Below are 20,751 nucleotides of genomic sequence, written 5' to 3'. Positions count from 1 at the left end.
CACGAGGGGGGTGGCGGTCCACCCTCGCCCGGCCGATGACCGAACAGTGCCGAAGTGCGCTGACGTGTTCCTGCCGCCGGAGTCGGACCCGCGTACCGAGCCGCCGAGCTCAGCCGCCGTTCGGTCGGGTTCTCCGGGCTCTCCCCGCTCGGTCTCGTACGGCAGATGGCCGATGCCGCACGTCAGTGGTTCCGCCGGCGGACGGCGGGCGAGGACACCCCCGGACTCTTCTCCGGCCGGGCCGAACCCGACGGCGCCTTCGGCCATGTCGCGCCCGGTCCACGGCTGGTCGAGGAGGCATGGCAGGCCTGGCGGGCCGAGGTCGGGTATGCCGAGCAGTTCGTCACGAAGGCCGAGAGCCTCGGCATCGCCGGCGGCGATCCGTGGCGGGGCGAGGTGTCACCGCGGTTCGTCCTGATCCACATGATCGAGGAGTACGCCCGGCACAACGGGCACGCGGATCTGCTGCGTCAGGGCATCGACGGCGCGGTGGGCCAGTAGACCGGCGGCATCCTCGCTGCCATCGATGCCGGAAACCGCCATGTCCATGAGACCGTCGGCGCTCGCCGAGGTCCGGGCGCCGCCCGGTCCCGGGCACCAGGACACCCGGCGTCGCGTCACTCCTCGAACAGGACCTCCTGCTCGCCCTCCCGCTGCTGCCGCACCCGCCGGTTCCGTGCCCCGACCACCAGAGCCGTCGCCGCCGCCGTCGCACCGAGGGCGGCCGGGACCATCCAGCCGCGGTCGAGGACGTGCCCGAGGGCGTGGTCGAGGGAGAGGCGGCCGGGACCGGTGACGGCGAGTGCGGCCGCGGACAGGCCCAGGCTCGCCGCGTGCTCGTAGCCGCCCTCCTGGGCGAAGAAACCGTTCGGCATGTGGACCGCCGAGGCCCCCGCCATGGCGCCGGCCGCCGACGCGCCCGCCGCCGGGGTGGCGAGGCCCAGGGCCAGCAGCACGCCGCCGCCCGCCTCCGCCAGGCCGGCGGCCGTCGCGCTGGCCTTGCCGGGCGTGTAGCCGACGGACTCCATGAACTGGCCGGTGCCCTCGATGCCGTGCCCGCCGAACCAGCCGAACAGCTTCTGCGCGCCGTGCGCCGCGAGTACTCCGCCGGTGCCCAGCCGCAGCAGCAGCAGGCCCAGATCACGTCGGTCGTAGCAGGTCACGGTGACTCCCCAGCAGACAGGCGGACAGGTCCCCTCCCGCGCTCCCACCCTCGCACCGCCGACGCCATCCGGCTCGCCCTGGCTGCCGTTCGGGTGGCGGGCCCGAGGGGCGGCGTTCGGGTGGCGGGCCCGGGGGAGCGGTGTGAGCCTGACGCCATGACGATTCAGCCAGCCAAGCTCAGCGACCCGGCCGTCCGGGCGTTCGTGCACGCCGTCAACTCGCACGACCGCGAGGGATTCATGGCCCTGCTCGCGCCCGGCGCGACGATGGCCGACGACGGCTCCGACCAGGACCTCGCCGAGTGGATCGACCGGGAGATCTTCTCCTCCCACGGCCACATGGAGGTCGACAACGAGTCCGGTGGCGGCCGGGTCCTGCTGGCCCGCTACAGCAACGACGCCTGGGGCGAGATGCGCACCAAGTGGCGCTTCACCGTCGACGACGACGGGCGGATCTCACGGTTCGAGACCGGGCAGGCGTAACGGGCCCGGCAAGGGCTTGTGTTCGCGTGCACTTCAACCCCTGGCGCCCGGGCCATGACGACATGGACGTCGGGACGCAGCGGCATCGAGGTGAGCGCGCTCGGCCGGGCTCGACCTGGGCGTGACCCGGCCCCGGGTAAAGGATGTGTAAGCCCCGAGAATGCGGGGTAGTCCATCGGATTTTCATAACGCGGCAAATTTCGCGCCGTATCGGCCTCCGCTCGCGAATCCCCTGCTCGAAGCGGTGTACGGTCCCCGGGTGCGCGATTGTTCCCGGTTCAGCCGGCGTGCCGTCCTTGGGCTGACGGCCGCCGCCCTTCCCCTGTCCACGGCCGCCGAGGCCACCGCCGCGACCCCTGTCATCGGCGGCGAACGGCTGGCCCGCACCGGCGTCCAGGTGCGCGGCGCGACCGGACTGCCGAAGAAGCTCACCGCCCGCTCCTGGCTGGTCGCCGACTGCACGAGCGGGGAGGTGCTCGCCTCGTTCGGCGCACACCTGCGGCTCGCGCCCGCGTCCACGCTGAAGATGCTGTTCGCGGACACCGTCCTGAAGAAGTTCGACCGCGCCCAGCGGTACGAGGTCACCGAGGCCGACCTCGCCGACGTCCCGGCCGGCTCCAGCCTCGTCGGCATCAAGCCCGGCATCACCTACACCGTCGAGCAGTTGTGGCAGGGCGTGTTCCTGCGTTCCGGCAACGACGCCGTGCACGTGTTGTCCCACATGAACGGCGGCATCGCGAAGACCGTCGCCGAGATGCAGGCCAAGGCCCAGGACCTGCAGGCCCTGGACACCCGTGTGGTCAGCCCGGACGGCTTCGACCACAAGGGGCAGCTCTCCTCGGCGTACGACCTCACGCTCTTCGCCCGCCACGGCCTGAAGGACGCCGACTTCCGCGGCTACTGCGGCACGCGGACCGCCGACTTCCCGGCGGGCGGCAAGAAGACCTTCCAGATCCAGAACACGGACCGCCTGCTGACCGGGGCATGGGGGCTGAAGACATACGACGGCCTGATCGGTGTCAAGAACGGCTACACCAGCCACGCCGGCAACACCTTCACCGGCGCGGCCACCCGGGGCGGGCGCACCCTGCTGGTCACCGTGATGCACCCCGACTCCGGCGGCAACGCCGTCTACGAGCACACCGCCGCGCTGCTCGACTGGGGCTTCACCCACGGGCGTTCGGCGCAGCCCGTCGGCATGCTGGTCGAACCGCTCAGCGAGGGCGGGGCGAGCGCGAGCCCGGCACCTTCGCGCAAGACCGTGCAGGCGGCGGCCGGCGCGCCCGGCGCGGCCTCCGGGAGCGCCTCCGCGTGGCAGGTCACGGAGGGCGCCGCCGGGGCGCTCGCGCTGCTGGGCCTGGGCGCCTGGATCGTGCGGAGGCGCCGGACCCGGCCGGCGACGGCCCTGGAGGAGGACGAAGCGGGGACTCGCGGCGCCCGGCGTGAGGGCGGCACCAGGGGCAGGCGCCGATCTTGATGCGGCCGTGCCGCCGCTCCTGAGCTGTCGTACGGCCTGAGCTGTCGTACGACCTGAGACGTCGTGCGGCGGGCGTTCCACCGGCCGGCGTGTACCCGCGGTCCGCCGCGAGGTCCACCCCCAACTCCGGTCCGGTGGAACGTCCGCCGCCTCCCCCCTCTCAGTGGCTGCGAAGCTTTCGTGCGCCAACTGTGAAGCTCTCGTGGAGAAAAGTTGAGCACACGTCCATGACCGGCCGCAATAGCGCGGATGTTCAAATTCCACTTGTGCGGGCGGGGGAGTGCGGCTCAGCCTCGCCCGATGTACGGCGTCGCCTGGGGCGCGCCCGCCCGCATCCGGGCCGTCATGCCGGTGGCCGCGTTGCCGATGTCCACCTGCCCGACCGCGATCCGGTACGGCCGCCCGTCCGGGGACAGCGACTTGGTCAGGCCGGTCAGCGCGTACTTGGTCGCTGTGCAGGCGACCGAGTGCGGGCGGGGCGTGTGCGCCGAGACGGAACCGTTGTCGATGATCCGGCCGCCGTGGGAGAGGGTCCTGCTCCTTCATCCGCCGGTAGGCCGCCTGCGCGCACAGGAACGCCCCGCCGAGGTCGACGTCCACCACGTTTCGCCAGTCCTCGTACGGCAGCTCCTCGACGGGGACCTCGCGCGGCCCGTTGATCCCCGCGTTGTTGAACAGCAGGTCCACCCGCCCGAACCGCTCCACGGTCGCCGTGAACAGCGCGTCCACGTCCGCCGGCCGGCCAGTGCCACGGACCAGCCGGCGCGCAGCAGCTCCACGGCGACGGCCCGCCCGATGCCGGGACCGGCGCCGGTCACCACCGCGATCTTCGAGTTGGTGTCCGCCATACGGTCAAGCGGCCGTCGTGACCGCTTCCCCGGGGTACCGCACCCCGATCCGCTCCCGCACCGCGTCCAGCGTGCGCATCACCGCGAGCGTCCCCTCCAACGGCACCAGCGGCGACTCCTTCTCACCCGCCCGCAGCGCCCGCATGACCTCCTCCGCCTCGTGCCGCAGGCTGGTGCGCGGCCCGTCGGCGGGGTCGGCGGCGAACTCCTCGGGGTCACGGCCGTCGCGGTGCAGCACGAAGCGGTCGGGATGGAAGAACCCGGACGGGACGTCGATCCGGCCGCGCGTGCCGGTCACCGACGCGGTGACCCCCGTACCGCCGACGATCGAGCAGTGCACCGAGGCCAGCGCCCCGCCGTCCCAGGACAGCAGCGCGCCCGTCTGCAGGTCCACGCCCTCCTCCGACAGCACCGCGCGTGCGGCGATCCCGTCCGGTTCGCCCAGCAGCAGCTGCGCGAACGACACCGGGTACACCCCGAGGTCGAGCAGGGCCCCGCCGCCCAGCGTCCGGTCCCGCAGCCGGTGCGCCGGCGGGAACGGACCAGCCAGCCCGAAGTCCGCCTGCACGGTGCGCACTTCACCGATCGCCCCGTCGTCCACCAGTGCCTTCAGCCGCCGCACCAGCGGATTGCAGTGCATCCACATCGCCTCCATCAGGAAGCGGTCGTGCTCCCGTGCCAGCGCCACGAGTTCCTCCGCCTCGCGCACGTTCAGCGTGAACGGCTTCTCGCAGAGCACGTTGCGGCCCGCCTCCAGGCACAGCCCGGCCGCCGCCCGGTGCGCCGAGTGCGGGGTGGCGACGTACACGACATCGATGTCCGGGTCCGCGGCCAGCGACTCCCAGTCGCCGTACGCCCGCTCCACCCCGAACCGCTCCGCGAACGCCTCCGCCGAGTCCCGCCGGCGCGACGCCACCGCCGTGATCTCCGCGTCCCGCAGATCGACCAGATCCGCCGCGAACGCCGCCGCGATCCCGCCGGTCGCCAGGATCCCCCACCGCACGTTCCGCTCCGCCATCGCAGACCCGCCCTCGCTCATGTGTGCCTCGGCAGTGTGTACGAGCTGAGAGCATAGGTGCCGGTCGTGTCAGCGACACCGATGTCACAAGCAGCACGGAGCAGCAGGGAGGGGCACATGCCGGAGCACGCCGCGGCACCGACACCGGAACGGGACCACCAGTCCCCCTCCGCACCGGCCCGCGTCCCGCGCCGCACCGGCCCCCTCGTCACCTTCCTGCTGGGCGGCCTCACCGCGACCACCCCGCTGGCCATGGACATGTACCTCCCGTCCCTGCCGCAGGTCACCCGCTCCCTGCACGCCCCCGCCGTCACCGTCCAGCTCACCCTCACCGCCTGCATGGCCGGACTCGCGCTCGGCCAGCTGGTCGTGGGCCCCATGAGCGACCGCTGGGGCCGGCGCCGCCCGCTGCTCACCGGACTCGCCGTCTACCTCGCCGCCACCGCCCTGTGCGCCCTCGCGCCCACCGTCGAGACACTGATCGCCTTCCGGCTGGTGCAGGGCCTCGCCGGCGCGGCCGGGGTGGTCATCGCCCGGGCCGTGGTCCGCGACCTGTACGACGGGGTCGCCATGGCCCGCTTCTTCTCCACCCTGATGCTGATCTCCGGCGCCGCGCCCATCGTGGCGCCGCTCGTCGGCGGGCAGATCCTCCGGGTGACGGACTGGCGGGGCGTCTTCGTCGCCCTCACGGCGGTCGGCGCGCTGCTCACCGCCCTGGTCTGGGTCCGGCTGCCCGAGACCCTGCCGCCCGCCCAGCGCGTCCCCCCGCCCCAGCCGGGCCGGGAGCGGGGCAGGCACCGCGGCGGAGTGGGCGAGGCCCTGCGCGCGATGCGCGGCCTCCTCGCCGACCGGCCCTTCACCGGCTACATGCTCGCCGGCGGCTTCGCGTTCGCCGCGCTGTTCGCCTACGTCAGCGCCTCCCCGTTCGTGATCCAGGAGATCTACGGCGCCTCCCCGCAGACCTTCAGCCTGCTGTTCGGCCTCAACTCCGTCGGCCTGGTGGCCGCCGGACAGATCAACGGCAAGGTGCTGGTCGGCCGGGTCAGCCTGGACAAGGTGCTCGCCGCCGGGCTGACCGTGATCGTGCTCGCCGCGACCGCCCTGCTGCTGATGGCCACGGGCGCGCTCGGCGACACCGGGCTGGTGCCCGTCGCCGCCGCCCTGTTCGTCCTGATGTCCGCCATGGGCGTCACGCTGCCCAACGCCCAGTCCCTCGCCCTGCTGCGCACCCGGCACGCCGCCGGCTCCGCCTCCGCGCTGCTCGGCTCCTCCTCGTTCCTCGTCGGCGCGATCGCGTCCCCGCTCGTCGGCGTCGCCGGGGAGCGCACCGCCGTCCCCATGGCCGTCGTCCAGTTGGCGGGCGCACTGGTAGCGACGGCCTGCTTCGTGGGACTGTGCCGTCCCTGGGCGGCACGGGAGACCCCCCGTGCCGGGTCGGAGGGAGACGAGAGCTGAGCGCACCGAGACTGCGCACCGGCACACCGGAACGAGCCGGGTTCGACCCCGTCGTACTCGGGCATCTGGTCGAAGAGGTGCACGCCCTCACCGTCGGCGAACGCCCCTGGGCGGCCGGAGCCGTCGTGCTGGCCGGCCGCGGGCCCGTGATCGCCGTCGCCGAGGCCGCGGGCTGGGCGGTGCGCTACGCCGCCTACGACCCCGAGACCGGCACCGGCGTCGAGCTGCCGCCCGCCGCCCGGGTCCCGGCCACCCTCGACACCCCCTTCGACCTGGCCTCCCTCACCAAGCTGTTCACGTCCGTCGCCGCCGTGCAGCAGATCGAGCGCGGCACGCTCGGCATGGACGCCCGGGTCGGCGACTACCTGCCCGACTTCCACGCCGCCGCCGCGCACGGCGTCACGGTACGGCAGCTGCTCACCCACACCTCCGGGCTGCGCCCCGAACTCCCCCTGTACGACTGCCCCGACGACGCCACCCGCCTGGACCTGCTGCGCGCCGAGGCCCCGTCCGCCGGCCCGGGCCGCTATCTCTACTCGGACCTCAACATGCTCCTGCTCCAGTTCGTCCTGGAGCGGATCACCGGCCGCACCCTCGACGTCCTCGTCCGGGACGGCATCACCCGGCCGCTCGGCATGACCGCCACCGCCTTCGGGCCCTGCCCGGGTGCCGCGGCCACCGAGGACCAGCGGCGGCCGTGGGCCAAGGCCGACCGGGGGATGCTGCGGGGCGTGGTCCACGACGAGAACGCCTGGGCGCTCGGCGGGGTCGCCGGCCACGCCGGCCTGTTCTCCACCGCGCCCGACCTGGCCGTCTTCTGCCGCACCCTGCTCGCCGGCGGCTCCTACGGCCCCGCGCGCATCCTCGGCCCCGACTTCGTGGAGCTGCTGTTCACCCCGCCCGGGCTGGGCTTCGCCCTGGACCAGCCGTGGTTCATGGGCGAGCTGGCGGGCCGGGGCGCGGCGGGCCACACCGGCTTCACCGGCACGTCCCTGGTCCTCGACCCGGACACGGACACCTTCCTGGTCCTGCTGGCCAACACGGTCCACCCCAGACGCCGCCACCCGGACAACGTCCCCCGGGCAACCCTGGCAACCCACCTGGCCAAGGCAGTCATCTGACCCGACTGCCCGCACCGGACCGACCACTCCCTGCCGGTGCCTTCTCGGCCGCCCGCGTGCGGTCCCGTGGCGGTCCTCCCGGCCGACCGCGCCGGGAGGCGGGCGGGCACGGGGCCGGGGGTCCGGGGGCGGATCCCCGGGAGGGCCGGCGGCGCCGCCCGGCGCCGTAGAATCAGCGGGTGAACGACCCCCTCCGCACCGCGCTGGCCGAGCTGCTGGACGGTCTGCCCCCCACGGAGGTGACCGCCGCCGTGGACCGCCTGATCACCCACTACCGCGGCGACACCCCCACCCACGCACCGATCCTCCGCGACCGCGCCGACGTCGCCGCGTACGCCGCCTACCGCATGCCGGCCACCTTCGAAGCCGTCCGTTCCGCGCTGGAGGCGTTCGCGGCGACCGCCCCCGACTGGACCCCCGGCAGCCACGTCGACATCGGCGGCGGCACCGGCGCGGCCACCTGGGCCGTGGCGGAGACCTGGCCCGGCGAGCGCAGCGTCACCGTGCTGGACTGGGCGGAACCCGCCCTCGCCCTCGGCCGGCAACTCGCCGCCGCCCACCCGGACCTGAAGGACGCCGACTGGCGGCGCGCCCGGATCGGCGCGGACCTCACCCTGGACGACACCGACCTGGTCACGGTGTCGTACGTCCTCAACGAACTCGCCGCACCCGACCGCGCCGCCCTCGTCGACGCCGCCGCCGGCGCCGCGCGGACCGTCGTGATCGTCGAGGCCGGCACCCCGGCCGGCTACCAGCGGATCATCGAGGCACGCGACCGGCTGATCCGGGCCGGCTTCCGCGTCGCCGCCCCCTGCCCGCACAGCGCCGCCTGCCCCATCGCGCCCGGCACGGACTGGTGCCACTTCTCCGCCCGGGTCGGCCGTTCCTCCCTGCACCGCCAGGTCAAGGGCGGCTCGCTGGCCTACGAGGACGAGAAGTTCTCGTACGTCGCCGCGACCCGGCTGCCCGCCGAGCCCGCCCCCGCCCGGGTGGTCCGGCGCCCGCAGATCCGCAAGGGCCAGGTGCTGCTCGACCTGTGCGAGACCGAGGAGCGGCTGCGCCGTACGACGGTCACCAAGCGCCACGGCGACCTGTACAAGGCGGCCCGGGACGCCGACTGGGGTGACGCCTGGCCCCCGTACGGCTCCGCGTCGTAGCCCGCGGCCGTGGCTTGTTACTTTCACCCCATGGTCGACAAGCCCGCCCCCGACGCCACCCGCCGCAGCGAGAAGTCCCGCAGAGCGATCTACGCCGCCGCCCTCGCCCTGGTCGGCGAGGTCGGCTATCCCAAGACCACCGTCGAGGGGATCGCCGCCCGCGCCGGCGTCGGCAAGCAGACGATCTACCGCTGGTGGTCCTCCAAGGCGGACGTCCTGCTGGAGGCGTTCCTCGACCTGTCCCGGCAGGCGGCCCGGGAAGCGGGACAGGAGCCGTACGCCGTCCCGGACACCGGGGACCTCGCCGCCGACCTCAGGACCGTGCTGCGGATCACGGTGGACCAGTTGCTCGACCCGCGCTTCGAGGTGCCCTCCCGGGCGCTGGCCGCGGAAGGCCTCGTCAACGAGCAGCTCGGCCGCGAGTTCGTGACCACACTCCTCGAACCCCAGCTCCAGTTGTACGTGGCCCGCCTGCGCTCGGCGCAGGACGCCGGGCACGTACGGCACGACGTCGATCCGCGGATCGCCCTGGAGCTGTTCGTCTCCCCGCTCGCGCAACGCTGGCTGCAACGGACCGGGCCGATCACGTACGCCTACACCGACACCCTCGTCGACTACGCCCTGCACGGGATCGCCCCCCGCTGACCGCGGGCCGCCCGTCTCGTCGGCTTTCAGACCCCCGAAGTACGCGAAGATGGGACGATAGGGCATGCTGTCCGCACAACAGCGAGGCGAGGGGATAGATGAGCGCGACGTTCGGCGGCCGGACCGGCCGGCAGGGCAAACTCTCCCAGTGGCTGCTCGGACGCCGCCCGAAGGAGGCCGCCGACGAAGGCGGCCGTGAGGCCCTGCTGCTCGCCGCCGCCGCGGCGGGACTGCCCCTCGCCCCCGCCGCGCACCCCGCCGACGGCTACCGCTGTTCCTGCGACCGCGTGGGCTGTCCCACCCCGGCCCGGCACCCGGTGTCGTTCGCCTGGCAGACGCAGTCCACCACCGACCGCGCCCAGATCGAGCGTTGGGCCCGGCACCAGCCGCAGGCGAACTTCATCACCGCCACCGGCATGGTCCACGACGTGCTGGACGTGCCCCTGGAGGCCGGCCGGGAGGCCATGGAGCGGCTGCTCGGATCCGGTGTCGAGGTCGGACCGGTCGCCGAGAGCGACGACGGCCGCATGCTGTTCTTCACCCTCACCCGGGGCACCCCCGAGGACGAGGACGAGTGGTGGCCGTGCGAGCTGGACTGCCACCCGGAGACGATGGACGAGCATCCCGGCCTGCGCTGGCACTGCCGGGGCTCCTACGTCCTCGTACCGCCCGCCCGGCTGCCCGGCGACGAGGGCCAGCAGGTGCGCTGGCTGCGCGGCACGGAGCATCCGCTGCCCGACCCGCTCAGCCTGCTGGAGGCGCTCACCGACGCCTGCGCCCGGCACGTGGGCACCGAGGCCGGCCACGCGGGCGCGGCCTGGCCCCTGCACCACTGACGCACCGCCCGGCGGCCTACTCGCCCTGCGCGGCCGTCAGGCCCTGCACGCGCCCCAGCATCCGCACCGGGCCGCTGCCGGCCGGGTCGAGCACGGCCTCGTTGGCGATCGACTCCAGCGTGAGGGACTGCTTCACCTCGCCCTTGACCAGGGCCTGCACGTCCTTGTTCGGGACCGACACGGTGCCGCCGGTGTAGGCGGTCTGCTTCTCGTAGTGGTGTGTGGTGAAGAACACCAGCGCCCCGCCGTCCGCCGTGCGCAGCGCGAGCGGCGCGTAGTCGCCGTGGGTGAGGGGTTCGTCGATGAACTGCCGGACCAGGCCCGGCTTCTTGGCCGCCTTCTCGCGGTCCGCGCGCAGCCCGCTGGTGTCGCGGCCGTCGGCGAAGGTCTGCCCGCCGCTCTTCAGATAGGCGGCGTACGCCTTGCTCAGCTCGTCGGGCCGGACGGCCAGCCCCGGGCTGCCGGCCGGCACGGCCTCGGCCCAGCCGTCGGCGTCCTTCTTGAACTCCGGTACGGTGCCGGGCGCCATCAGCGTCAGATAGCTCACCTGCCACCGCTCGCCGAGGCCGTTGCGGGTGAACACCAGCACCCAGCGGAAGTTCCCGCCCTTGTTGCCCCGGCCGTCGGCGACGAACCAGCGCGGCCAGCCGGCCTTCTTCGGGATCGTGTACTTCACGTCCGTCAGGGTCAGCGGGGTGTGGTCCCGGTTCCCGGACGGGCTGTTGACGTGCCCGGCCTGCAGCCGGGCGGAGTCGATGTCGGCGACGGCCCCGGTGACATGGGGAGCGTCCAGGGAACTGTCGTAGGCCTTGTCGGCCTTGTTGTACGCCGTCGTGAACGCGGTGAGCGCCTTGGCGGCCTCCGCGCGTGTGGTCGCGGGCAGCACGACACGCTCCCCGTGCACCACCACGCATCCGCTCGCGGTCAGCGACAAAGCGGTCAGCGAGGCCGCTATGAGTGCGTTCCGGTCACGCCTGCGAAGCCGCTGACGGCTGCGTTCCCTGGTCATCGGGCTCCTTCACCTTCCCCTTCCCGGAGGCGAACCCTACCGGGGAGAGGAACAGCGCGAGCACCGGGACCAGGTACAGCGCCCACACCGAGATCTGAACGACCGTCGGGTCCGGCTGGAAGTTGAAGACGCCCTTGAGCAGGGTGCCGTACCAGCTGTCCGGCGGGATGGCGGCGCTGATGTCGAAGGCCAGGTGGTTGATGCCCGGGATCCAGTCGGCCTCCTGCAGGTCGTGGAAGCCGTACGCGAGCACGCCCGCCGCGACCACGACCAGCATGCCGCCGGTCCAGGTGAAGAACTTGGCCAGGTTGATCCGCAGGGCGCCGCGGTAGAACAGCCAGCCCAGGAACACCGCGGTGGCGAGGCCGAGGGCGACCCCGACCAGCGGGCGCGGGGTGCCGTCGGAGGCCGCGTGCACCGACGCCCACACGAACAGCGCGGTCTCCAGGCCCTCCCGGCCGACCGCGAGGAACGCGGTGGCGACCAGCGCGCCCGTGCCGAGCGCGAGGGCCGCGTCCAGCTTGCCGTGCAGCTCCGACTTCAGGTGCCGGGCGGTGCGCCGCATCCAGAACACCATCCAGGTCACCAGGCCCACGGCGACGATCGACAGGGAGCCGCCGAGGGCCTCCTGCGCCTGGAAGGTCAGCTCCTGCGAGCCGAACTCCAGGGCGCAGCCGAAGCCCATGGCGATGGCGATCGCGATGCCGATGCCGATCCAGATCGGCCGCAGTGCGTCCTTGCGGCCCGTCTTGACCAGGTAGGCGATCAGGATGCAGACGACGAGCGACGCCTCCAGGCCCTCGCGCAGACCGATCAGGTAGTTGGAGAACACGGGCTACGCCTCCTTCGAGAACAGCGTGCGGCCCCACCAGTCATCGGAGTCCCGGACGCCGGGCGGGATCGCGAAGACCGCCGAACCCACGTGCTGGATGTACTCGTTGAGCGCGTCGTGGGCGGCGAGGTTGCGCTGGAGCGGGATGAACCCCTTGCGCACGTCCCGCTGGTAGGCGAGGAAGAACAGGCCCGCGTCCAGGCGGCCCATGCCGTCGGTGCCGTCGGTGAAGGAGTAGCCGCGGCGCAGGATGGTGATCCCGTTGTTGGAGTCGGGGTGCGCGAGGCGTACGTGTGCGTCCGGCTTCATCGCCTTCAGGAACGGCTCGTCGTGCTCCTTGGCCTTGCCGACCGGCGCGCCCTCGCCCTTGTCCCGGCCGAAGATGTCCTCCTGCTCCTGCAGCGGGGTCCGGTCCCAGGTCTCGATGTGCATGCGGATGCGCCGGGCGACCAGGTACGACCCGCCGGTCATCCAGTCCGGCCCGTCCTCGCCGCCGACCCACACGAACTTCTTCAGCCGGTCGGTCTCGGTGCCCGCGATGTTGCGGGTGCCGTCCTTGAAGCCCATCAGGTTGCGCGGGGTCTGCGCGTCCGGGGTGGTGGAGGAGGTCTTGCCGAAGCCGAGCTGGGACCAGCGGATGGCGACCTTGCCGAAGCCGATGCGGGCCAGGTTGCGGATGGCGTGCACGGCGACCTGCGGGTCGTCGGAGCAGGCCTGGACGCACAGGTCGCCGCCGGTGCGGAACCGGTCCAGGTTGTCGCCGGGGAACTTGGGCAGGTCGACCAGGGCCTCGGGCCGCTGGTCCGCGAGCCCGAACTTGTCGAACAGCGACGGACCGAACCCGATGGTCAGGGTCAGCCGGGACGGCTTGAGCCCGAGCGCCTCGCCGGTGTCGTCCGGCGGGGCCTCGGCGAGTCCGCCGTAGGCGCCCTCGCCGACCGCCTTGCCCGCGGTCATCCGGCGGGCCGCCTCGGTCCAGTCCTTGAGCATCTGGACGAACTCGTCGCGGTCCTCGGTCTTCACGTCGAACGCGGCGAAGTGCAGCCGGTCCTGCACCGGGGTGGCGATGCCGGCCTGGTGGGCGCCGTGGAACTCCACCGCACCGCCGGTCTCGGCGGCGGCCGGGTCCATGTCGTTGCCCGCCCTGGCCATCGCCACGGCCCCGCCGGCCGCGGCGGCCCCGAGCGCGAGCCCGGCACCGCCCCAGCCGATCAGCGCACGACGCGAAGGAGTGGTCTGAGTGCCCTGGGTCTCGGTCATCGCCCTGTTCCCCCTGCTTACTTCACGACCGCGGCGGCGAGCTTGGACAGCGGCTCGGCGAGCGCGTTCACCGCGTCCGACAGCTCCTTGCGCTGGTCCTCGGTGACCTTGTCGTAGGAGACGAAGTCGTACGTGGCCTTGTCCGAGCGGTACTTGTCCAGCAGCGTGTCCAGCGCCGCGAACTGCTTGTCCAGTTCCTTGGTGAGCGCCGGGTCGTTCTTCGCGGCGACCGGCCTCAGCAGCTCGTACGCCTTCTGGGCGCCCTCGACGTTGCCCTTGAAGTCGACCAGGTCGGTGTGGGCGTAGCGGTCCTCCTCGCCGGTGACCTTGCCGGTGGCGACCTCGTCCAGCAGCTCCTTGGCACCGTTGGCCATGGAGGTCGGGGTGATCTCGGCCTTGCCGACCCGGCCCTGCCAGTCCTTGAGGTCCTTCAGCAGCTGGTCGGCGAGGGCCTTCTCCTCGGCGCCGATCTTCTTGTCGTGCCAGAGCGCCTTCTCCAGCCGGTGCCAGCCGGTCCACTTCTGGCCGGCGTCCAGGCCGTCCTCGCGCACGTCCACCTTGGGGTCGATGTCACCGAAGGACTCGGCGACCGGCTCGGTGCGCTCCCAGCCGAGGCGGGACAGGCCGTAGGCCTTCTTCGCGGCGTCCAGGTCGCCGTCCTTGACCGCCTTCACGAAGGCCTCGGCCTTCGGCAGCGTCTCGTCGGCCTGGTCCTGGGCGTACGTGCGGTACTGGGCGACGGCCGTGTCCAGCTGCGGGTCGCGCTTGGCGGTGCTGCCGCCGCCGGTCACGGTGAGCTTCTGCCGGACGCCGTGGCCCTTCATGCCGGGCCGGCAGGCGATCTCGTACGAGCCGGCCTTCACCTCGGCGGTGAGCGTGTACCTGGTGCCGGGGCCGATGTTCTCCTTCTCGGAGACGATCCGGTCGTCCGGGAACAGGATCTCGACCTCGGTGGCCTTCGAGCCCTTGTTCTCGATCTTCAGCGTGACCTGGCCGGCCGGCACGGACGTGCTGGAGGTCTTGCACGTGGAGTCGGCGGCCGTGACCTGGATGGCGTCGCCGTCCTTGGCGTCGCTTTTCGCGGTGCAGGCCGAGAGGGCGGTCAGAGCCGCCGCGGTGGCGGCGGCGGTGACGGTCAGTCGGACGGCGCGCATGCAGGCTCCAAGCGGATCTGGTCTGGTGAGGCTGCCCTAACTTACATGAGGCTAACCTCACCGATATCCGCCGGGGTGGTGATTCAGCTCTCACAGGAAGAGCACAGACACGGCTTGATCTCGATGTCTCAAAAGAGATGGCAACGAGCGGCAAAGGCGTCACCAAGCCGTGGCAGGCTGGCGGCCATGGGGAGGGGGTGCAGGGAACTGCTGGGGTCCGGCGGCCTGGTGCTGGACGTACGAGACCGGCCCGGACCGCCGCCGTTGCGCTTCGAGACGGCCGACGGTGGTCGCATGCTGCTGCGGCAGGACGAGCGGGTACTGCTCCTGGCCCGGGTGGAACGGGCGAACCAGGGCGTCCACGTCAGCCGGTACGCCGGCTACCGCTCCCCCCTTCCGCCGATGCGCTCCGCGCTGATGCGAGATCCGGGCAACTGGGTGCACGCCTACGCCCGATGGCTGGAGGAGGCGTGCCACGGCCCCCTGCACGACTCCCGTTGGCACCTGAGGGTGCGCACGGTGTTCCCCCCGTACGTCTGGCACGCCGCCGACTTCGTCCGCACGTGGCCCCACTGCCACCTGGACTGGTCCGGGTACGGCTGGCACGGAGTCGTTCCCCTGCGTCCGCTCTCCCCCGAGGACGCGCCCCGGGTGCGGGCCTGCCGCAAACACGCCCGCGACGGCACCCTGGCGCCGGTGCTGCTCTGGTGGGTCACCGCCCTCGACGGCTGGCTGCTGCTCGACGGCCACGACCGGGCCGTCGCGGCGCTCGCGGAGGGGCGGTCCCCGCCGTGCGTGGTGCTCGCCCGGGTGCCGGACGAGGAGGACTGGCGGCGGGAGGTCCGCGAGGCCACCGAGGCCCATCGGATCCGGTCGGCCGCTCCGGGCACCGAACGGTGGCGCGAGACGTGGGCGCGGGCCCTCGCCGAGGTCGTCTCCGGGCTGCCGTACGCGGAGGCCCGCACCCGGTCCTGGCCCCTGCCCGGCGGTGTCCCCGCCTGGGAGGCGGTCGCCGGTGCCGCGATGTTTCAATTCCCCGGTGACTGACTACGACGTACTCCGCGTCTTCTGCGGGCCGAACGGCGGCTACGGCAAGGAGCTGGGCGTCGTCCGTGACGGTTCGGTGCTGCCCGGGCCGGGCGACCGGCAGGAGCTGGCGGCCAAACTCGGCTTCGGCGAGACCGTGTTCGTGGACGACCCCGAGCGCGGGGTGATCGACATCTACACGCCCACCCAGCGCCTGCCCTTCGCCGGTCACCCCTGCGTGGGCACGGCCTGGCTGCTCGACGTGCCCGAACTGGTCACCCCCGCCGGGGCCGTCGGGGCCCGGCTGGACGGCGAGTTCAGCTGGATCGAGGCCCGCGCCGAGTGGGCGCCCGCGCACACCCTGCGCCAGTACCCCAGCGCCGCCGAGGTGGACGCGCTGGAGGCGCCGCCGCTCGGGGAGCGAGGCGAGGTGGGGGTCCCCTCGGACGAGGTCCGGGGGAGGATCTACGCCTGGGCCTGGGAGGACGAGGCCGCCGGGCGGGTGCGGGCCCGCGCCTTCCCCGGCCCCGACGCCGGCATCGAGGAGGACGAGGCCACCGGCACGGCGGCCCTGCTCCTCACCGACCGGCTCGGCCGGGCCCTGAACATCACCCAGGGCCGGGGCTCGCAGATCCTCACCGCTCCCCAGCCGCACGGGTGGGTCGAGGTCGGCGGCCGGGTCCACCTGGAGCGCTGACGCCTGCGAGCGCCGGGGTGGGCGTCCCCGTCCGGGTGGATCCGCGTGCGCGGGCGAAGACGGACGGGGACCTCCGGCCGTGGCCACCCCACGCCCCGGGAGGAGCGCCAGCCGCCTGCCGGGGACCCGGCCGGCCAGGCTCACGCCGACAGCGGGAACTCCTCGCCGAGGGCCCGGAGGACCGCCGTGTTCAGCGCGAACGCCCGCCTGCACTCCGCGACGACCCGCTGCTTCTCCAGGTCGTCCACCCCTATCCGGTCCAGCAGCCGCCGGTACCCCCGCTTGAACGCGACCGGGTTGGGGATCGCGTCGAAGACGTAGAACCGGACCCCGTCGCCCTTTCTGGCGAAGCCCCACGTCCGCTCCGCCCTGTCCCGGATGATCTGGCCGCCGGAGAGGTCGCCGAGGTAGCGGGTGTAGTGGTGGGCGACGTACCCGCCGGGCCAGTGCTCGGCACACTCCCGCACCCGGTCCGCGTACGCCCGGGTGGCGGGCAGCGCGCTCGGGGCCGCCCGCCGGCCGGGGCCCCGCAGATACGCCAGATCCCGCTCCAGCGCGGGCAGCCGGAACAGCTCCGGCCGGATGAACGGCCCGGCCACCGGATCCGCCGCCAGCCGCTCGGCCGCGCTCTCCAAGGCCTCGTAGACGAACCACAGTTGCTCGGTGTACCGCGCGTAGGCCGCGACGCCGAGCCGGCCGCCGAGCAGATCGCTCATGAACGTCGAGGTCTCCGCCTCCACGTGCTGTTCGTGCGAGGCGCTCCGGATGAGGGACGAGAAGGAGTCCGCGGAGAAGGCGTCCATGCACACATCCTTTGCCGACAGGCTGTCGGTAAAACTCTACAAGAGAAAGCCCGCCCCCGTCGGGGAGCGGGCCGGGGCGCGGCCGGGGCGGCGCGTCAGGGCAGGGTCAGGATCTCCGCGCCGGTGTCCGTGACCACCAGGGTGTGCTCGAACTGGGCGGTCCGCTTGCGGTCCTTCGTCACGACCGTCCAGCCGTCGTCCCACATGTCGTACTCATGGGTGCCGAGCGTCAGCATCGGCTCGATCGTGAACGTCATCCCCGGCTGCATCACGGTCGTCGCGTGCGGGCTGTCGTAGTGCGGGATGATCAGCCCGGAGTGGAACGACGTGCTGATGCCGTGCCCGGTGAAGTCCCGGACGACGCCGTAGCCGAAGCGCTTGGCGTACGACTCGATGACCCGGCCGATGACGTTGATCTGCCGGCCGGGCTTCACGGCCTTGATCGCCCGGTGGAGCGCCTCACGGGTGCGCTCCACCAGCAGCCGGGACTCCTCGTCCACGTCGCCGACCAGGTAGGTGGCGTTGTTGTCGCCGTGCACCCCGCCGATGTACGCCGTCACGTCCAGGTTGACGATGTCGCCGTCCCTGAGGACCGTCGAGTCCGGGATGCCGTGGCAGATGACCTCGTTGACCGACGTGCACAGCGACTTCGGGAAGCCGCGGTAGCCGAGTGTGGACGGGTACGCCCCGTGGTCGCACATGTACTCGTGGGCGACCTTGTCCAGCTGGTCGGTGGTGACCCCGGGCGCGATGATCTTCGCGGCCTCCGCCATCGCCTGCGCGGCGATACGGCCGGCGGTCCGCATCGCCTCGATGGTCTCGGGGGTCTGCACCTCCGGCCCGGTGTACGGCGCCGGCGCGGGCTTGCCGACGTACTCGGGGCGGCGGATGTTTCCGGGAACCGAACGGGTGGGAGACAGCTCCCCTGGGACGAGCAGCGACTGGCCAGACATGCCAGCGAGTCTAACCAGCGGACATGGGGGAACATGTCGGTGGCGAGAGGAGCTGTTCATGGCCCTGTTCAAGAAGCGCACCGCCGGCAAGCCGGGGGAGTGGTACTACTGCCTGGAGCACAAGAAGGTCGAGGAGGGCCCGGACTGCCCGGGCAAGGACCGCTTCGGGCCGTACGCCTCCCGCGAGGAGGCCCGTCACGCGATGGAGACCGCCGCCGAGCGCAACCTCCAGTGGGAGAACGACCCGCGCTGGCACGACGCGCCGTCCGGCGGCACGACCGACGAGGACTGATCACCAAGGGGCCGGCGGGGGTGCCGTCAGCGCTTCCGTCAGGCGGGTCAGCCTGTCCCGGAAGCCCCGGCGCGCCCTCGGGGAGCCGCCGTTCTCGCCGGCCGCCGCGCTGACCAGGTGCTGGACGGTGTCCAGGTCCAGCTCCGCCCCCTCCGGCACGGCCAGCGTGTCGTGCGCCATCGCGGCCAGGTCGGTCCCGCCCGCGCCCAGCGCCAGCACCGTCACCCCGGCCCGCCGGGCGTCGTGCACCCGCTCCAGCAGCGGCGCGGGCTCCCGCGGCGCCACGACCAGCAGGGTCTCACCGCGCCGCGCCGCCGCGATCCGGCCCGGGCCGACGGCCAGGTGGGGCGGGTCCGAGGGGCGCACCCGATGCCGGACCAGCGTCGGCGCCAGTTCGGGCGTGCCCGACCACGCGGCCTCGTCCACCAGATGCGCGGCCAGGTGCCAGGGCTCGTACTCCGGTGTGCCGACGAGCAGCAGCCCGCCCCCGTGCGCCACCACCGACCCGCGCAGCACCCCGGCGAACCTCCGGGTGGCCCCCAGCCACTCGGTCCCGGCGAGCACTTCGCGCAGCAACGCGACCCGTACGGCGTCCATGCGACCGCATACTGCCGCAACCGGTCACTTGTGACGCGGAGTTCACCCCGAATTCGCCCGACGTGGGGACGGTGCCGGGATGACCGACGTGACCGTCCCCTTCCGCGCGGGCCACGAGGGGTACGCCAGTTTCCGTATCCCGGCCGTCGTCGCCACCAGGTCCGGCACGCTGCTCGCCTTCTGCGAGGGCCGTGTCGACTCCGCCGCCGACCACGGGCACATCGACATCGTGCTGAAGCGGTCCACGGACGGCGGCCGGACCTGGGGGCCGCTCCGGGCCGCCGCGCACAACGGGACGGACCTCGCCGGCAACCCCGCCCCCGTCGTGCTGGACACCGGCCGGATCCTGCTCGTGCACATCCGGGCCGCCGCCTCCGCCACCGAGGCCGCCGTCCTGCGCGGCCAGGTCGCGGACGCCGACGGGCGGCGGGTGTGGGTGCAGCACAGCGACGACGACGGCGTGACATGGTCCCCGCCCAGGGAGATCACCCTGCAGGTGAAGCGCCCCGGCTGGCGCTGGTACGCCACCACCCCCGGACACGCCCTCCAGCTCACCTCCGGCCGCGTCCTCGTCCCGGCCAACCACACCCTGCCGCCCACCGGAACCGACACCGGTGCCGAGGCCAAGTACAACAGCGGGCACTGCCTGCTGAGCGACGACCGCGGCGAGAGCTGGTACCTCGGCTACCTGGACGAGAACACCGACGGGTACGTCAACGTCAACGAGACCACCGCCGCCGAACTCCCCGACGGCCGCGTCTACCTCAACACCCGCAACGACTCCCCGTCACCCGGCAACCGCGCCGACGCCCACTCCGGAGACGGCGGGAAGACCCTCGTGAAGCCCTTCCGCCCGCAGGCCGGGCTGACCGCGCCGGTCTGCGAGGCATCCGTCCTCCAGCTCCGCGACCCCGACCTGCTGCTCTTCTCCGGCCCGGCCGACCCCGGCGGCGCCCGCGCCCTGATGACGATCCGCGCCTCCGCCGACGGCGGCACCACCTGGCGCCCGGCGTTCACGGTCGACGGACTGCCCGCCGCCTACAGCGACCTGGTCCGCGTCGATCCGCACACCGTCGGGCTGCTCTACGAGACCGGCGACTTCGGCGCCTACGAGACGATCACCTTCCGCCGGGTGCCCGTGCACCGGCTGACCTGAGCCGGTACATGCCCGGCGGCGGACGTAGAGTCGGCCCATGACCTCTACCGACAGCGCACAGACCCCTGCCAAGGCCCCCGCCAAGGACCCCTGGGACCTGCCCGACGTCTCCGGGTACGTCGTCGGCGTGCTCGGCGGCACCGGGCCGCAGGGCAAGGGCCTCGCCTACCGGCTCGCCCGGGCCGGCCAGAAGGTGATCATCGGCTCCCGCGCCGCCGAGCGCGCGCAGGCCGCCGCCGGGGAACTCGGCCACGGCATCGAGGGCGCCGACAACGCCGAGACCGCGCGCCGCAGCGACATCGTGATCGTCGCCGTGCCGTGGGAGGGCCACGGCGACACCCTGAAGGCCCTGCGCGACGAACTGGCCGGCAAGCTCGTCGTGGACTGCGTCAACCCGCTCGGCTTCGACAAGAAGGGCGCCTACGCGCTCAAGCCGGAGGAGGGCAGCGCCGCCGAGCAGGCCGCCGCCCTGCTGCCGGACTCCCGGGTCGCCGCCGCCTTCCACCACCTGTCGGCCGTCCTGCTCCAGGACCCTGAGATCGAGCAGATCGACACCGATGTGATGGTCCTCGGCGAGGAGCGCGCCGACGTGGAGATCGTGCAGGCGCTGGCCGGGCGCATCCCCGGCATGCGCGGCGTCTTCGCCGGCCGGCTGCGCAACGCCCACCAGGTCGAGTCGCTGGTCGCGAACCTGATCTCCGTCAACCGGCGGTACAAGGCCCACGCCGGGCTGCGCGTCACCGACGTGTGAGCCGGGCGGGGACCGGCG

22 protein-coding genes and 1 pseudogene are annotated in these 20,751 nt (G+C 73.0%); 13 read left to right on the top strand and 10 right to left on the bottom strand.

Features of this window, described 5'->3' with window-relative positions:
- Window positions 1-165 precede the first annotated feature (165 nt).
- Window positions 166-501 carry a mycothiol transferase gene (locus tag S1361_RS12560; RefSeq protein ID WP_243769156.1) on the top strand — a complete coding sequence of 112 codons (336 nt, stop codon included), beginning with the start codon at window positions 166-168 and terminating at the stop codon, window positions 499-501.
- A 116-nt stretch (window positions 502-617) separates the two neighbouring features.
- Here S1361_RS12560 and S1361_RS12555 read toward each other — a convergent pair whose 3' ends face one another.
- Window positions 618-1,163, bottom strand: coding sequence for a DoxX family membrane protein (locus S1361_RS12555; RefSeq protein ID WP_208031939.1), 546 nt, complete (start codon window positions 1,161-1,163; stop codon window positions 618-620).
- A gap of 156 nt (window positions 1,164-1,319) precedes the next feature.
- On the opposite strand from S1361_RS12555, the gene S1361_RS12550 reads away from it, so the two are divergent.
- The gene (locus S1361_RS12550) at window positions 1,320-1,646 is read left to right on the top strand and encodes a nuclear transport factor 2-like protein (protein WP_208031938.1); all 327 of its coding nucleotides are present in this window, start codon (window positions 1,320-1,322) and stop codon (window positions 1,644-1,646) included.
- Between the two features lie 259 nt (window positions 1,647-1,905).
- Entirely contained in the window at window positions 1,906-3,123 is a 1,218-nt protein-coding gene (locus S1361_RS12545; RefSeq protein ID WP_243769155.1) for a D-alanyl-D-alanine carboxypeptidase family protein, read from the top strand.
- 311 nt (window positions 3,124-3,434) lie between these two features.
- On the opposite strand, the pseudogene S1361_RS12540 reads toward S1361_RS12545, so the two are convergent.
- Window positions 3,435-3,971: pseudogene (locus S1361_RS12540) on the bottom strand (SDR family oxidoreductase); the annotation flags it as partial.
- A gap of 4 nt (window positions 3,972-3,975) precedes the next feature.
- Window positions 3,976-4,989 carry a Gfo/Idh/MocA family protein gene (locus S1361_RS12535; RefSeq protein ID WP_208031936.1) on the bottom strand — a complete coding sequence of 338 codons (1,014 nt, stop codon included), beginning with the start codon at window positions 4,987-4,989 and terminating at the stop codon, window positions 3,976-3,978.
- A gap of 117 nt (window positions 4,990-5,106) precedes the next feature.
- Between S1361_RS12535 and S1361_RS12530 the strand changes: the two genes are divergently transcribed.
- From S1361_RS12530 to S1361_RS12510, 5 genes are all read left to right on the top strand, one after another.
- Window positions 5,107-6,444, top strand: a complete 1,338-nt coding sequence (locus S1361_RS12530; protein ID WP_208031935.1) for a multidrug effflux MFS transporter — start codon at window positions 5,107-5,109, stop codon at window positions 6,442-6,444.
- On the top strand, window positions 6,384-7,565 hold the full coding sequence (locus S1361_RS12525) for a serine hydrolase domain-containing protein (RefSeq protein ID WP_425086602.1): 1,182 nt from the start codon (window positions 6,384-6,386) through the stop codon (window positions 7,563-7,565). The genes S1361_RS12530 and S1361_RS12525 overlap by 61 nt, the downstream gene beginning before the upstream one ends.
- Window positions 7,566-7,744: 179 nt before the next feature.
- Window positions 7,745-8,722 carry a small ribosomal subunit Rsm22 family protein gene (locus S1361_RS12520; protein WP_208031934.1) on the top strand — a complete coding sequence of 326 codons (978 nt, stop codon included), beginning with the start codon at window positions 7,745-7,747 and terminating at the stop codon, window positions 8,720-8,722.
- 30 nt (window positions 8,723-8,752) lie between these two features.
- On the top strand, window positions 8,753-9,367 hold the full coding sequence (locus tag S1361_RS12515; protein WP_208031933.1) for a TetR/AcrR family transcriptional regulator: 615 nt from the start codon (window positions 8,753-8,755) through the stop codon (window positions 9,365-9,367).
- Between the two features lie 98 nt (window positions 9,368-9,465).
- Complete coding sequence (locus S1361_RS12510) at window positions 9,466-10,203, top strand: bifunctional DNA primase/polymerase (protein ID WP_208031932.1); 738 nt, start codon at window positions 9,466-9,468, stop codon at window positions 10,201-10,203.
- 16 nt (window positions 10,204-10,219) lie between these two features.
- Here the strand turns inward: S1361_RS12510 and S1361_RS12505 are convergent, their stop codons facing one another.
- The 4 genes from S1361_RS12505 to efeO are packed head-to-tail and all read right to left on the bottom strand — an operon-like array spanning window position 10,220 to window position 14,458.
- On the bottom strand, window positions 10,220-11,212 hold the full coding sequence (locus tag S1361_RS12505) for an SCO2278 family lipoprotein (protein WP_208031931.1): 993 nt from the start codon (window positions 11,210-11,212) through the stop codon (window positions 10,220-10,222).
- Window positions 11,172-12,044 carry an iron uptake transporter permease EfeU gene (efeU, locus tag S1361_RS12500; protein WP_208031930.1) on the bottom strand — a complete coding sequence of 291 codons (873 nt, stop codon included), beginning with the start codon at window positions 12,042-12,044 and terminating at the stop codon, window positions 11,172-11,174. Before efeU ends, S1361_RS12505 begins: the two co-directional genes overlap by 41 nt.
- Before the next feature lie 3 nt (window positions 12,045-12,047).
- On the bottom strand, window positions 12,048-13,304 hold the full coding sequence (gene efeB / locus S1361_RS12495) for an iron uptake transporter deferrochelatase/peroxidase subunit (RefSeq protein ID WP_208031929.1): 1,257 nt from the start codon (window positions 13,302-13,304) through the stop codon (window positions 12,048-12,050).
- Between the two features lie 17 nt (window positions 13,305-13,321).
- A complete protein-coding gene (efeO, locus tag S1361_RS12490) occupies window positions 13,322-14,458 on the bottom strand; it encodes an iron uptake system protein EfeO (RefSeq protein WP_208031928.1) in 1,137 nt (378 codons plus the stop codon).
- A gap of 186 nt (window positions 14,459-14,644) precedes the next feature.
- On the opposite strand from efeO, the gene S1361_RS12485 reads away from it, so the two are divergent.
- Both S1361_RS12485 and S1361_RS12480 read left to right on the top strand, forming a co-directional pair.
- A complete protein-coding gene (locus tag S1361_RS12485; protein WP_243769154.1) occupies window positions 14,645-15,505 on the top strand; it encodes a hypothetical protein in 861 nt (286 codons plus the stop codon).
- Window positions 15,498-16,181 carry a PhzF family phenazine biosynthesis protein gene (locus S1361_RS12480; protein ID WP_208031927.1) on the top strand — a complete coding sequence of 228 codons (684 nt, stop codon included), beginning with the start codon at window positions 15,498-15,500 and terminating at the stop codon, window positions 16,179-16,181. The genes S1361_RS12485 and S1361_RS12480 overlap by 8 nt, the downstream gene beginning before the upstream one ends.
- Window positions 16,182-16,321: 140 nt before the next feature.
- On the opposite strand, the gene S1361_RS12475 is transcribed toward S1361_RS12480, so the two are convergent.
- Complete coding sequence (locus S1361_RS12475; RefSeq protein ID WP_208031926.1) at window positions 16,322-16,984, bottom strand: biliverdin-producing heme oxygenase; 663 nt, start codon at window positions 16,982-16,984, stop codon at window positions 16,322-16,324.
- Between the two features lie 95 nt (window positions 16,985-17,079).
- The gene (map, locus tag S1361_RS12470) at window positions 17,080-17,937 is read right to left on the bottom strand and encodes a type I methionyl aminopeptidase (RefSeq protein ID WP_208031925.1); all 858 of its coding nucleotides are present in this window, start codon (window positions 17,935-17,937) and stop codon (window positions 17,080-17,082) included.
- Window positions 17,938-17,995: 58 nt separating this feature from the next.
- Here map and S1361_RS12465 point away from each other — a divergent pair, with 58 nt between their 5' ends.
- A complete protein-coding gene (locus tag S1361_RS12465) occupies window positions 17,996-18,229 on the top strand; it encodes a hypothetical protein (RefSeq protein ID WP_208031924.1) in 234 nt (77 codons plus the stop codon).
- Here S1361_RS12465 and S1361_RS12460 read toward each other — a convergent pair whose 3' ends face one another.
- Complete coding sequence (locus S1361_RS12460) at window positions 18,230-18,826, bottom strand: hypothetical protein (protein ID WP_208031923.1); 597 nt, start codon at window positions 18,824-18,826, stop codon at window positions 18,230-18,232.
- 79 nt (window positions 18,827-18,905) lie between these two features.
- Here S1361_RS12460 and S1361_RS12455 point away from each other — a divergent pair, with 79 nt between their 5' ends.
- Window positions 18,906-19,982 (top strand): sialidase family protein, encoded by a 1,077-nt coding sequence (locus tag S1361_RS12455; RefSeq protein ID WP_208031922.1) that lies wholly within the window; start codon window positions 18,906-18,908, stop codon window positions 19,980-19,982.
- Between the two features lie 37 nt (window positions 19,983-20,019).
- Entirely contained in the window at window positions 20,020-20,733 is a 714-nt protein-coding gene (gene npdG / locus S1361_RS12450; protein WP_208031921.1) for an NADPH-dependent F420 reductase, read from the top strand.
- Window positions 20,734-20,751: the final 18 nt, after the last annotated feature.

Origin of the sequence: Streptomyces cyanogenus (genome assembly GCF_017526105.1) — a bacterium.
In the GTDB taxonomy this organism is placed as follows: Bacteria; Actinomycetota; Actinomycetes; order Streptomycetales; family Streptomycetaceae; genus Streptomyces; species Streptomyces cyanogenus.
This window is presented reverse-complemented; position numbering and strand designations above follow the sequence as displayed.

Excerpts from the sequence above, each read along its gene's own strand:
- S1361_RS12560 (WP_243769156.1), top strand. The coding sequence starts at position 166 with ATGGCCGATGCCGCACGTCAGTGGTTCCGCCGGCGGACGGCGGGCGAG.
- S1361_RS12550 (WP_208031938.1), top strand. The coding sequence starts at position 1,320 with ATGACGATTCAGCCAGCCAAGCTCAGCGACCCGGCCGTCCGGGCGTTC.
- S1361_RS12535 (WP_208031936.1), bottom strand. The coding sequence starts at position 4,989 with ATGGCGGAGCGGAACGTGCGGTGGGGGATCCTGGCGACCGGCGGGATC.
- S1361_RS12530 (WP_208031935.1), top strand. The coding sequence starts at position 5,107 with ATGCCGGAGCACGCCGCGGCACCGACACCGGAACGGGACCACCAGTCC.
- S1361_RS12515 (WP_208031933.1), top strand. The coding sequence starts at position 8,753 with ATGGTCGACAAGCCCGCCCCCGACGCCACCCGCCGCAGCGAGAAGTCC.
- S1361_RS12510 (WP_208031932.1), top strand. The coding sequence starts at position 9,466 with ATGAGCGCGACGTTCGGCGGCCGGACCGGCCGGCAGGGCAAACTCTCC.
- S1361_RS12505 (WP_208031931.1), bottom strand. The coding sequence starts at position 11,212 with ATGACCAGGGAACGCAGCCGTCAGCGGCTTCGCAGGCGTGACCGGAAC.
- efeB (WP_208031929.1), bottom strand. The coding sequence starts at position 13,304 with ATGACCGAGACCCAGGGCACTCAGACCACTCCTTCGCGTCGTGCGCTG.
- efeO (WP_208031928.1), bottom strand. The coding sequence starts at position 14,458 with ATGCGCGCCGTCCGACTGACCGTCACCGCCGCCGCCACCGCGGCGGCT.
- S1361_RS12485 (WP_243769154.1), top strand. The coding sequence starts at position 14,645 with ATGGGGAGGGGGTGCAGGGAACTGCTGGGGTCCGGCGGCCTGGTGCTG.
- S1361_RS12475 (WP_208031926.1), bottom strand. The coding sequence starts at position 16,984 with ATGGACGCCTTCTCCGCGGACTCCTTCTCGTCCCTCATCCGGAGCGCC.
- map (WP_208031925.1), bottom strand. The coding sequence starts at position 17,937 with ATGTCTGGCCAGTCGCTGCTCGTCCCAGGGGAGCTGTCTCCCACCCGT.
- S1361_RS12465 (WP_208031924.1), top strand. The coding sequence starts at position 17,996 with ATGGCCCTGTTCAAGAAGCGCACCGCCGGCAAGCCGGGGGAGTGGTAC.
- S1361_RS12460 (WP_208031923.1), bottom strand. The coding sequence starts at position 18,826 with ATGGACGCCGTACGGGTCGCGTTGCTGCGCGAAGTGCTCGCCGGGACC.
- S1361_RS12455 (WP_208031922.1), top strand. The coding sequence starts at position 18,906 with ATGACCGACGTGACCGTCCCCTTCCGCGCGGGCCACGAGGGGTACGCC.
- npdG (WP_208031921.1), top strand. The coding sequence starts at position 20,020 with ATGACCTCTACCGACAGCGCACAGACCCCTGCCAAGGCCCCCGCCAAG.